Annotated in this window: 9 protein-coding genes; 4 read left to right on the forward strand and 5 right to left on the reverse strand. The window is 73.1% G+C overall.

All coding sequences use genetic code 11. From position 1 onward, the window contains the following. The first annotated feature begins 3 nt into the window (after positions 1–3). Positions 4–1,068 carry a LacI family DNA-binding transcriptional regulator gene (locus tag IE274_RS19020; RefSeq protein ID WP_190116970.1) on the forward strand — a complete coding sequence of 355 codons (1,065 nt, stop codon included), beginning with the start codon at positions 4–6 and terminating at the stop codon, positions 1,066–1,068. 105 nt (positions 1,069–1,173) lie between these two features. On the opposite strand, the gene IE274_RS19025 is transcribed toward IE274_RS19020, so the two are convergent. From IE274_RS19025 to gadC, 3 genes are read right to left on the reverse strand one after another with little or no spacing between them, the layout of a single operon-like run. Continuing rightward, the gene (locus IE274_RS19025) at positions 1,174–1,995 is read right to left on the reverse strand and encodes an alpha/beta hydrolase (protein WP_229909636.1); all 822 of its coding nucleotides are present in this window, start codon (positions 1,993–1,995) and stop codon (positions 1,174–1,176) included. A gap of 2 nt (positions 1,996–1,997) precedes the next feature. Next, positions 1,998–2,753: a DUF998 domain-containing protein gene (locus IE274_RS19030; RefSeq protein WP_190116972.1), complete on the reverse strand. Its 756-nt coding sequence runs from the start codon at positions 2,751–2,753 to the stop codon at positions 1,998–2,000. A gap of 13 nt (positions 2,754–2,766) precedes the next feature. After that, complete coding sequence (gadC, locus tag IE274_RS19035; protein ID WP_190116973.1) at positions 2,767–4,266, reverse strand: glutamate/gamma-aminobutyrate antiporter GadC; 1,500 nt, start codon at positions 4,264–4,266, stop codon at positions 2,767–2,769. A 70-nt stretch (positions 4,267–4,336) separates the two neighbouring features. Here gadC and IE274_RS40240 point away from each other — a divergent pair, with 70 nt between their 5' ends. The 3 genes from IE274_RS40240 to IE274_RS19050 all read left to right on the forward strand — a co-directional run bounded on the left by IE274_RS40240 (position 4,337) and on the right by IE274_RS19050 (position 9,130). Next, positions 4,337–4,984, forward strand: a complete 648-nt coding sequence (locus IE274_RS40240; protein ID WP_190116974.1) for a hypothetical protein — start codon at positions 4,337–4,339, stop codon at positions 4,982–4,984. A 134-nt stretch (positions 4,985–5,118) separates the two neighbouring features. Beyond that, the gene (locus IE274_RS19045) at positions 5,119–6,795 is read left to right on the forward strand and encodes a multicopper oxidase family protein (RefSeq protein WP_190116975.1); all 1,677 of its coding nucleotides are present in this window, start codon (positions 5,119–5,121) and stop codon (positions 6,793–6,795) included. Positions 6,796–7,378: 583 nt separating this feature from the next. Beyond that, complete coding sequence (locus IE274_RS19050) at positions 7,379–9,130, forward strand: NAD+ synthase (RefSeq protein ID WP_190116976.1); 1,752 nt, start codon at positions 7,379–7,381, stop codon at positions 9,128–9,130. A gap of 343 nt (positions 9,131–9,473) precedes the next feature. Here the strand turns inward: IE274_RS19050 and IE274_RS19055 are convergent, their stop codons facing one another. Together IE274_RS19055 and IE274_RS19060 are read right to left on the reverse strand one after the other, a co-directional pair. Beyond that, positions 9,474–10,697 (reverse strand): MFS transporter, encoded by a 1,224-nt coding sequence (locus tag IE274_RS19055; protein WP_190116977.1) that lies wholly within the window; start codon positions 10,695–10,697, stop codon positions 9,474–9,476. Positions 10,698–10,908: 211 nt separating this feature from the next. Beyond that, a complete protein-coding gene (locus IE274_RS19060; RefSeq protein ID WP_190116978.1) occupies positions 10,909–11,931 on the reverse strand; it encodes an endonuclease/exonuclease/phosphatase family protein in 1,023 nt (340 codons plus the stop codon). Positions 11,932–11,946: the final 15 nt, after the last annotated feature.

Here is an 11,946-nt window from a genome sequence, read left to right on the forward strand (position 1 = left end):
ACAGTGGGGGAACGGGTCACCATCCGCGAAGTCGCCGCACGCGCGGGGGTCTCCGTGGCGACCGTCTCGCGGGTCCTCGCGGGCAACTACCCGACGTCCGCGACCTCGCGGGCCAAGGTACAGCGGGCCGTGAAGGAGCTGGACTACGTCGTCAACGCGCACGCGCGCGCGTTGGCGGGCGCCGGGCGCAAGACCATCGCCGTGCTCACCTACGACGTGCTGAGCCCCTTCTACGCGCACGTCGCGCAGGGCGTCGAGATGGAGGCCGCCCGGCACGGGCGGCTCACCCTCGTCGCCTCCACCGGCAGCGATCCGGCGCGGGAGCTGGCCCTGGTGCAGATGATGCGGGAGCAGGCCGCCGAGGCCGTCGTCCTCGTCGGCGGGGTCATCGAGGACAACGAGTACCGGCAGCGGATGGCCCGGTACGCCCAGGTCCTCGCCGCCGCGGGCTCCCGGCTCGTGCTGTGCGGGCGGCCCGCGCCCGCGCCCGATGTGCCCGCCCTCGTCGTCGAGTACGACAACGAGGCGGGCGCGTACGCCGTGACCAGCCATCTGCTCGGCGCGGGGCACCGGCGGATCGCCCTCATCGGCTACCAGCCCGGCAACACCACCGGGGAGGACCGGGTGCACGGGTATCTGCGGGCCCTCGACGACCACGGGGTGCCGCGGGCCGACGCCATCGTCCACGGGGTCGGGTTCGGGCCGCACCACGGGTACGAGGCCATCCGGGATCTGCTGCGGGCCGCCGACGGGAAGCCGGAGTTCACCGCCGTGTTCGCCGGGGACGACCGGGTGGCCGCGGCCACGATGGTCGCCCTGCGCGAGTACGGGCTCTCCGTCCCCGGGGACGTCTCCGTCGTCGGCTACAACGACGATCCCGTCGCCGCGGACGTCACACCCGGGCTCACCACGGTCCACATCCCCGCCGAGGAAATGGGCCGCACCGCCGTCCGCCTCGCGCTGGCGGGGGCGCCGCCGCGGTCCGGGCCCGAGCGGCATGTGCTGGGTACGCACATCGTGGTGCGCGACAGCGTCCGCCGCCTTGCCGTGTCCCCGGGGCGCGTCTGAGGCGCGGGCCCGCCGGGGCAGGGGGAGGGTGGGCACAGCCCGGGCCGAGGGCGCCTTGCCGACAGCGGTTCGCCCTCCCTGCCGTGGGCACCGCCGACGCCGTCGTCAGGCCTCGCCCGTTGCGAGGATCGCCTCGGCCACCTCGCGGGGGCGGGCCCGCATCAGGAGGTGGCCCGCCGGGGCCAAGGCGCAGTAGGCCGCCCCGAGCTTCGTGGCCAAGGTGCGTTGGCGGGCCAGCCAGGGGTCGGAGCCGGGCGTGCGGGAGGCCGACGCCGCGAGGACCGTCACCGGGGCCGCGGTCGGCAGCGGCGTCCGGCGTCGCAGCACCGCGAGTTCGTACGCCACCTCGGTGTACGTCGCGTACTCCATGAGCCCCGCACGCCACACCCGGCTCGCGCCGTAGAGCGAGCGCAGCTCCCGTGGGGCCGGGCGCCCCGCCAGCCACCGCGCCGGCGGCCCCACAGCCCGCGGCACCCCCACCGCGGCCAAGAGCGCCCCGCCGACCCGGGCGGCAGCCACCCGTACGCCCCGCCCGGAAACGCCCCGCGCGGACTCCGCCACGCTGGAGTCGACCAGCACCACCCCGGCCGTCCGCCCAGGACGGAGCCGCGCGAACGCCTCCACGTGGAACCCGGCGAGCGAATGCCCGACGACGGTCACCGCCGCCCCGCCGAACCCCACCGCGTCCAGCACGAGCCCGATCCGCTCCGCCTCCCCCGCCAGCGTGGGCGCACCGCGCGGGGGCCCGCTGAGCCCGAGCCCGGGCCGGTCGAAGCGGACGACGGTGCGGGTGCGGGCGAGGAGCGCGACGACGGGGTCCCACTCGCGCCAGGCGAGCCCGAGCCCCGCGCTGAGCAGGCACACGGGCCCGTCGCCCACCACGTCCACATGATGCGGCACGCCGTCGATCCGTACGAAGGACCCCACGGTCACCCGCCCCGTGGCCGACGCCGGGACCCGGCCGCACCCCAGCCCCGTACCAGCCACGCCACCCCCACCAGCCACACCGCGATCGTGAGCAACTGGAGGCGCTGCGCGACCCCGAGCCCCCAGGTTCCGTGACCGGCGTCGAACGCGGCGACGGCGGCCAGCGTCCACACGGTGGCGGCCAGTTCGACGCCGAGGAGGAGAGCGAGGAGGCCGCCCGCGCGGACACCGGCCCGCGCCCCGGCCTTGCGTACGACCACGGTGAGCAGCACCATCCCCACCAGCGCCCCCGCCACGGCGACGCTGCTGCTGACCGCGTGCGCGGAGTGGGCGGCGGGCACGAGCCCGGCCCGCTCCCGGGCCGCGCAGGCCGCGTCGGCGGTGGGCGCGCAGCTCAGCGGGAGCCGCGAGTCGGCGGCGGTGGCCGCGCCGAAGACCGCGACGCCGACCCACCCGAGGGTGGTGAGGAGGGCGAGGCCGCGCGTGAGCCCGGCGGGCCGGGCGCCGCGCAGCAGGGCGAGGACCGCCCCCGCACACACCAGCACCCCCGCTCCGAAGTCCAGCGACCGGAAGAACGTCCCGTACGGCTGGTCGGTCGCGGCGAGTTCACTCACGTACGACCGCAGCGGCGACAGGCCGGTCGGCAGGAAGGCTTCGAGGACCCAGGTGGTGTAGGCGGCGGCGCCGAGCGCGAGGAGGGCGGCGACGGCCGTGCGGACGGCGCTGCGGGCCGCTCCGGCGGCGGGCTCGGGTGACATAGCGGGACAAAGGCTAGTCCGTGGTGTTCTTGCGCTGGTGGTCAGGGTGAATCCACTCCGGTCTGCGGTACTTGAGGAAGGCGGCGGGCGCGACGACGCCGAGCGCGAGGAGCCCGCCGCCGACGATGAGCAGATAGCGCCACAGGGGCGCGTTCCCGAACTGGTCGGGCGGTACGAAGCCGATGCCGAGCGCACAGGCCGAGGCGACGAAGCCGACCCCGGCGACCACCGTCACGGCGGGCACGACGAAGCCGCGCCGCACGTGCGGCTGGGTGGCGCGCAGCCGCACCACGGCCACGAACATCAGCAGGTAGGCGATGAGATAGATCTGCACGGTGATGACGGAGAACATCCAGTACGCGCTGGACACGTCGTCGCTGAACGCGTAGAGCACGCCGATGAGGGTGGTCACGACGCCCTGCGCGACCATGATGTTGAGCGGTACGCCGTGCCGGTTGAACTTCTGCAGGAACGGCGGCAGATACCCCTCCTGCCGGGCCAGCGTCACCAGGCCCTTGGCCGGTCCGGCCAGCCACGTCAGCATCCCGCCGAGTGCCGCGAGCACCAGCATGATGCCGACGACCTTCGTCAGCCAGCCGACGTGGAAGTGGTCGAAGAACGCCTGGAAGGCCTGCATCAGCCCGGCCGTGAGGCTGAGTTCGGAGGCCGGCATGACCCAGCTGATGGCGAGGGCCGGAAGGATGAAGATCAGGAGGACCAGGCCGGTGGCCAGGAAGACCGAACGCGGGTACTCGGCGCGCGGGTGGCGCAGCGAGGAGACGTGCACACCGTTCATCTCCATGCCCGCGTACGACAGGAAGTTGTTGACGATGAGGACCAGGCTGGCCAGGCCGGTCCATGGCGGTAGCCAGTGGTCGGCGGTCATGGGCGCCTCGGACGCGTTGCCCTCTCCCAGGAAGACGATGCCGAGCGCGACGAGCACGACACCCGGCACCAGCGTGCCGATCACCAGGCCGAGCGAGGACAGGCCCGCGACGGTCTTCGTCCCGCGCGAGGTCACCCACACCCCCGTCCAGTAGATGACGACGATGACGATGGCTACGTAGAGGCCGTCCTCGGCGAGGCTCGGGTGCACGACGTACGCGAACGTCGACGCGACGTACGCGAGCAGGCTCGGGTAGTACGCGATGGTCATCGCGAACTGGCACCACACCGCGACGAACCCGAGCGGCTTGCCCAGGGCCTCGCTCACCCACCGGTAGATGCCCCCGGACCAGCCGGAGGCGAGCTCGGCGCCGACGAGCGCGGTGGGCAGCAGGAAGACGACGGCGGGCAGCAGGTAGAGGAAGACCGCGGCGAGGCCGTAGAGGGCCATCGACGGGGAGGGCCGCAGGCTGGCCACCGACGCGGTGGTCATGAGGGCGAGGGTCAGCCAGGAGATGAACTGGCGCTTGGTCCCGGTGTCGGCGCCCGCCTCCTGTCCGGCCGCCTCCGCCGCGTCCGCGACCCCGGGCGTCGCCCCGTTTTGGCCAGGTTCGTCCGTGGTCGTCATGGGCTCATGATCGTCGGAGGGTGCCGGGCCCGCATGTCACCCGATACCTAGGAGGGGTAGGCTCCGGGCCGTGACCCCGAAGAGCCCGACGACGCGCGCGAGCCATCTCGCCCTGCTCGTCGCGCTGCTCTTCGGCATCGTGGCGATGCATACGCTGGGCCATCCCCGGGAGCACGGGGCGAGCGCCGAACGGGCGAGCGCGGCGGGGCAGACGGGGGTGGCGGACGGCGGCGGGCACGCGCGCGAGGGGAGCGGCGCGACGCACGCGCGCGAGGCGAAGGACGCCAGTCCGGCGGACGTGAGCCCGGCGGACGTCAGCCCAGCGGCCATGGACGCGTCAGCCATGGGCCCGACGGACATGAGCCGGATGGACATGGGCCCGACATCCCTGAGCCCGAGCCCCCTGAGCCCCACACCTCTGAGCCCGACGGACATGAGCCCGACGGACATGCGCCACGCGGCCACGGGCCCGACATCCATCGGCCCGGAAGCGGGCGACGCGACCGATGGCCACGGCTCCGGCATGGACCCCCTCTCCGTCTGCCTCGCGGTCCTCGGCGCAGCCCTCACCCTCGCCCTGCTGCACGCGGCGGTCCGCCACCGCCCGCTGGGGAGCCCCGTCCCCGCACCCGGCCTCGCCCGCCTCCTCGACGCCCTGCGCCCGAACCCTCCCCCGCCCCGGACGCTCCTCACCCGCCTCTCCGTGCTGCGCGTATAGGCCGCCGCACCGGCTGTTTCGCGCTGCCCGCACACCCCGGAGACGGAACGGGAACCTCCGACCGGCGAGCGGTGTACCAGAAGCAGCAGACGCGCCCTTCTGCACGCACCACACAGACGAGGTGTTCATCAACCATGCGCACACCCCTCTCGCGCACCCCGCACTCATCGCGTACGACACACGCCCCGGACACCACACGCCGGACGCTGCTCGGCGCGGCGATCGCCGCCGCGGGCACGGGACTTGTGACGGCCTGTTCCGGCGACGGCTCCCACTCCGGGCACTCCGGCGGCGGCCAGGGCGGTCCGTCCCCGTCCTCGAAGTCCCCGAAGGGCTATGTGACGCCCACCGGCCAGGAGGTCGCGGCCGCGGAGCAGAAGCGCCCCGGCGGCGGCCGGGTCCGCAAGCTGCGGCTCACGGCCGCGCCGACGACCCTCGACCTGGGCGGCCCCAGGGTGCGCACCTGGGCCTACGGCGAGGACCTGCCGGGCAAGGAGGTCCGCGTCACCGCGGGCGACACCCTGGCCCTCACCCTCGCCAACCACCTCCCCGAGCCCACCACGCTGCACTGGCACGGCCTGGCCCTGCGCAACGACATGGACGGCGTCCCCGCCCTCACCCAGCGCGAGATCCGCCCCGGCGCCGACTTCACGTACCGCTTCAAGGTCCCGCATCCGGGGACGTACTGGTTCCACCCGCACGCGGGCACCCAGCAGGACCGGGGGCTGTACGCACCCCTGATCGTCGACGACCCCAAGGAGCCCCTGGAGTACGACGAGGAGTGGGTCGTGGTCCTGGACGACTGGGTGGACGGCGTGGACGGCTCCACACCGGACACGGTCCTGACCGAACTACGGGCAGGAATGGACCACGGCGGCGGCCACGGAGGCGACGGCGGCGGCCACGACATGACTCACATGTCGATGTCCCGCCCCCGCGCGAAGGCGCCCACCAAGCCCACCGACCCACCCGGCCCCTCCCGCATGATGATGGGCGCCAAGAGCGACATCCTCGGCCCGGACGCGGGCGACGTGGCGTACCCCCACTACGTGATGAACGGACGCGTCCCCGCCTCCCCCACGACGTTCCGCGCCCGCCCGGGCGACCGCATCCGCATCCGCCTGATCAACGCGGGCGGCGACACGGCCTTCCGGGTGGCGCTGGGGGGCCACGAGCTGACGGTGACGCACACGGACGGCTTCCCGGTCCGGCACCAGAAGGCGGACGCGCTGCTCATCGGCATGGGTGAGCGGTACGACGTCCTGGTCACGGCCAAGGACGGCGTGTTCCCCCTGACGGCGGTGGCCGAGGGCAAGAAGGCGACGGCCCGGGCGCTGCTCCGTACGGGCGGTGGCGCGCCACCGCCCGCGTCCGCGCGGCCCGAGGAGCTGACGGGCCGCGTGCTGCTGGCCGACCGGCTCACGGCCGACGACTCCGTGGCCCTGAAGGCCCGCAAGCCGGACCGCACGATCAGGATCCGGCTGACCGGCGGAATGGCGAAGTACGACTGGGCCTTCGACGGAAAGCCCTACTCCCCCACCACCCGCCACCCGGTCCGCACCGGCGAACGGGTCCGGATCGCCTTCACCAACGCCACCATGATGTGGCACCCGCTCCACGTCCACGGCCACACGTTCGCCCTGGCAGGCGCCCCGGGACGCCCCCGCAAGGACACGGCGGCCGTACTGCCCAACGGCACCCTGACGGTGGACTTCGACGCGGACAACCCCGGCCTGTGGATGATCCACTGCCACAACGTCTACCACGCGGAAGCAGGAATGATGACGACCCTCGGCTACCGAACGACCTAGCCCGCAGCACCCCCACCGGCCGGTGCCCAAACACACAACCCACCGGCCGGTGGCCAACCACAACCCCCCACCGACCGACGACCAAACCCACACCCCCACCGGCCGACGACCAAACCCACACCCCCACCGGCCGATGACCAAACCCACACCCCCATCGGCCATCGACGCCGGCCGTCAGCCGTCAGCCGTCAGCCGAACGCTCAACCCCACCGGACCGCCAGCCGCCAAACCGTCCGGAGGGGACGTGCCGGTATGTCCGCGCGCAGCTCGGATGACCACGACGTACGTACACGAAACGCACACCAGGCCACACACGCGAGCACGGACATACCGGCACGGCCCCGCCCCACAACCGAACAATGGGCGGCGAAAGCGCCACAGACCGGCAGAGCGAAACAAACGCACACCGCCACCGCCACCGCCCCGCCCCCTCCTCCGCCCCGGGGGGGGCGTACGCCCCGCCACACCCGGCACAACCCGGCACCCCGGCGCACGGACAACCCCACCCTCAACGCCCCACGTGGCCCGCCCCACACCCATCCACAGAGGGCATCGCGTCGCTTTGACGATTAGACTGGGCGACGTGCCTCAACTACGCCTCGCCCTGAATCAGATCGACTCGACCGTCGGCGATCTCTCACAGAACGCCGAGGCGATCGTCCACTGGACCCGGCACTCCGCCGAGCAGGGAGCGCACCTGGTCGCGTTCCCCGAGATGGCGCTGACGGGCTACCCGGTGGAGGACCTGGCCCTGCGCGCGTCGTTCGTGGACGCCTCGCGCCGCGAACTGCGCGCGCTGGCGACCCGTCTGGCGGACGAGGGCCTGGGCGAACTCCCCGTGGTGGTCGGCTACTTGGACCGCACGGAGGAGGCGAAGCCGCGCTACGGCCAGCCCGCCGGAGCCCCCCGGAACGCGGGTGCGGTGCTGCACCGCGGCGGGGTGGCGCTGACGTACTCCAAGCATCATCTCCCCAACTACGGCGTGTTCGACGAGTTCCGGTACTTCGTGCCGGGCGAGACGCTGCCCGTGGTCCGCGTGCACGGGATCGACGTGGCGCTTGCGATCTGCGAGGACCTCTGGCAGGACGGCGGCCGCGTCCCGGCGACGCGCACGGCGGGGGCGGGGCTGCTGCTGTCGATCAACGCGTCGCCGTACGAGCGGAACAAGGACGACCAGCGCCTGGAGCTGGTGCGCAAGCGGGCACAGGAGGCGGGCTGCACGACGGCGTACCTGGCGATGATGGGCGGCCAGGACGAGCTGGTCTTCGACGGGGACTCGATCGTCGTGGACAAGGACGGCGAAGTCGTCGCGCGGGCGCCGCAGTTCACGGAGGGGTGCGTGGTCCTGGACCTGGAACTGCCGGCGGCGGGGCCGGTGCCGGAGGGGGTGGTGGACGACGGGCTGCGCGTCGAGCACGTGACGCTGTCCGAGGAGCCGCTGCCCGCGTACGAGGCGGAGTTCGAGGGCGGGTACGCGGACCGGCTGGACGACGCCGAGGAGATGTACTCGGCGCTGGTGGTGGGGCTGCGGGCGTACGTGGCCAAGAACGGCTTCCGGTCCGTGCTGATCGGGCTCTCCGGAGGGATCGACTCCGCGCTGGTGGCGGCGATCGCGTGCGATGCGCTGGGGGCGGAGAACGTGTACGGGGTGGCGATGCCGTCGCGGTACTCGTCCGAGCATTCCGTGGGCGACGCCGAGGAGTTGGCTCGGCGGACGGGGCTGAATCTGCGCAACGTGCCCATCGCGCCGATGTTCGACGCGTACATGGAGTCGCTCGGCCTGACCGGGCTGGCCGAGGAGAACCTGCAGTCGCGGCTGCGCGGGACGATGCTCATGGCGCTCTCCAACCAGGAGGGGCACATCGTGCTGGCGCCGGGCAACAAGTCGGAGCTGGCGGTGGGGTATTCGACGCTGTACGGGGACTCGGTGGGGGCCTACGGGCCCATCAAGGACGTGTACAAGACGGCTGTTTTCCGGCTGGCCCGGTGGCGCAACGACGCGGCGGCGGCGCGGGGGGAGACGGCGCCGATCCCCGAGAACTCCATCAGCAAGCCGCCCAGCGCCGAGCTGCGGCCGGATCAGGTGGACACCGACTCGCTGCCCGACTATCCCGTGCTCGACGGGATCCTCGAGCTGTACGTCGACCGGGACCAAGGGGCCGATGAGATCGTGGCCGCCGGGTACGACTCGGCGCTTGTCGCGCGGACGCTGCGCATGGTGGACGCCGCCGAGTACAAGCGGCGGCAGTATCCGCCCGGCACCAAGACCTCCACCAAGGGCTTCGGCAAGGACCGACGCCTCCCGATCACCAACCACTGGCGCGAATCGCCTTGACCGGCGGCCCGCCAGGGGCCGTCGGCCCCCGGGGCCGACGTCGCCTCCGGGCGGGACGGGGAACCCCCGATCGGCGCTCCGCGATCGGCGGCGAGGCGGCTCAGCCGCACGGAACACCCACCCCATCAGGCACCCGTCCGCAGGGCGGAGAAGGGCGGGTGGGTGGGGGAGAGCCCGTCCGGCGTTTGAGGACGAGGCGGAACGCCGATCGGGGGCGAGGTGGACCGCCCGGGCATCGGACGGGTGCCCAGCCCCGGTCAGGGGTGCGCCCCGGTCAGGGGTGCGCCCCGGTCAGGGGTGCGCCCCGGTCAGGGGTGCGCCCCGGTCAGGAGTTGCGCCCCGGTCAGAGGTGGGTCGCGTCGGCCGGGGCCGAGGGGACGTGTTCGGTCACCACACGCCCCGGGGCCCCCGGCCCGCCCCCGCGGCCACGGTCGACGGCGTAGGCCACCGCGGCGACCCCCAGGCCGAGGACGGCCAACCCCGCCCCGGCCACCGCCGGAGACGTCACACCGAAGCCCGCCGCCAGGGCGAGCCCACCGATCCAAGCGCCACCGGCATTCGCCAGGTTGAAGGCGGCCTGGTTGGCGGAGGAGGCGAGGGAGGGGGCGGCGGCGGCCTTCTCCATGACCATCAGCTGCAGGGGCGACCCCGTCGTGAACGCGGCCATGCCGAGCAGCGTCACAGCGACAGCCGCACTCCACTCGGCCCGCATGAGGACGGGGAAGAGGAGGAGGACGAGGACGAGCGCGCCGAGCCCGCCGAAGAGCGTCCCGCGCAGGGAGTGGTCGGCGAGCCGCCCGCCGAGCAGGTTCCCGGCGGTAGCGCCCACGCCGAAGAGGGCGAGCAGCAGCGTCACGCTGGCCTCGGCGAACCCGGCGGAGTCGGTGAGCATCGGGGTGACGTAGCTGTAGGCGGCGAAGAGGGCGCCGAAGCCCGCGACAGTGGTGCCCAGGGCGAGCCAGACGGGCATCGACCCGAGGGCGCGCAGCTCACCGCGGAGTCCGGCGTTCTCGCCGTGCCCGTGGTCGGCGGGCACGAGGAGCGCGAGCGCGGCGATGGCGGCGAGCCCGATGGCGCTGACGGCGAGGAAGGTGGCGCGCCACCCGAGCTGCTGTCCCATGAGGGTGGCGATGGGCACGCCGACGACGTTGGCGACGGTGAGTCCGAGGAACATCAGGGACACGGAGCGCGCCTTGCGCTCGGGCCCGACGAGCCCGGTGGCGACGACGGCGCCGACGCCGAAGAACGCGCCGTGCGGCAGCCCGCTCACGAAGCGCGCCACCAGCAGCCAGTGGTAGTCGGGCGCGGCCGCGGACACCGCGTTGCCGACGACGAACAGCGCCATGAGGCCGATGAGGACGCGCCGCCGGGGCAGCTTGGCGGTGACGGCGGCGAGCAGCGGGGCGCCGATGACGACGCCGAGGGCGTACGCGGAGACGAGGTGCCCGGCGGTCGGGATGGATATGTGCAGATCGTCCGCGACGTTGGGCAGCAGCCCCATCATCACGAACTCGGTGGTGCCGATGCCGAAGGCGCCCACGGCGAGGGCGAGCAGGGCCAGGGGCATGAGGACGTACCTTCCAGGGGACGGGGGCGCGAGGCGAGAGACATACAGAGCCGTACCGGCAGCCCCGTACGGACCGGATGCACGCACACGTACACGGACGTACACGGACACACGCAGACACGCGCAGACGCACAGAGCCGAATCTGTAAGTTTACCGCCGAAACAAAGACTCCCGGTCCGAGGGTTCCGCGGGGTTAAGGGCGGGTGACCGTCAGAGGTCGACGCTCGCGGCCACCGGCAGGTGGTCGCTGCCCGTCTCCGGCAGCGTCCAGGAGGACACCGGCTCGACGCCCTTGACCAGGATCTGGTCGATGCGGGCCATCGGGAACGAGGCGGGCCAGCTGAAGCCGAAGCCGTCGCCCGCGGCGCCCTGCGTGGAGCGCAGCTGGGAGGTGACGGCGTTGAGCGCGCGGTCGTTCATGGTGCCGTTCAGATCGCCGAGCAGGACGACCTTGCCGAGCTCCTCGTTCGAGATGGCCTTGCCGAGCGCGTCGGCGCTGTCGTCGCGCTGCCCGGCCGTGAAGCCCGCGTCGAGCTTGACCCGCACCGACGGCAGGTGCGCCACGTACACGGCGACCTGCCCCTTGGGGGTGTCGACGGTGGTGCGCATGGCGCGCGTCCAGCCGAGCTTGATGTCGACGGGCTTGGTCCCGGTCAGCGGGTACTTGCTCCACACGCCGACGGTGCCCTGCACCGAGTGGTACTTGTACGTACCGGCGAGCGCCTTCTCGTACGTGGGGACGGCGCCGGCGGTGAGTTCCTCCAGGGCGACGATGTCCGCGCCGGAGGCCGCGACGTCGCGGGCGGTGCCGGACGGGTCGGGGTTGTCGGCGTTCACGTTGTGGGTGGCGACGGTCAGGTCGCCGCCGCTGCCGGACTTGTCGGTGATGAGCCCGCCGAAGGCGCTGAACCACACGGCCACCGGCAGGATCAGCGCGATCAGGGCCGTCGCGGACTTGCGCACGACGGCGATGACCAGCAGGACCGGGACGAACACCCCGAGCCAGGGCAGAAACGTCTCGGTGAGACTGCCGAGGTTGCCCACGCCGTTGGGGATCTGCGCGTGCAGCAGCATCACGAGTCCGACGAGGACCGCGATCCCCGCCGTGATCAGCCCGCGCCGCCAGATGCCGGGGTCGCCCCGCCATCCGCCGACCAGGCGCCGCAGTCCGGAACCCCGGCGCTCGGGCACCGAGCCGCCGCTGTCCGTCTCCGCCTTGTACGCCTGCGCCATACTCTCGTCGCCTCA

Origin of the sequence: Streptomyces flavofungini, from assembly GCF_014650815.1 — a bacterium.
GTDB classification, from domain to species: Bacteria; Actinomycetota; Actinomycetes; order Streptomycetales; family Streptomycetaceae; genus Streptomyces; species Streptomyces flavofungini.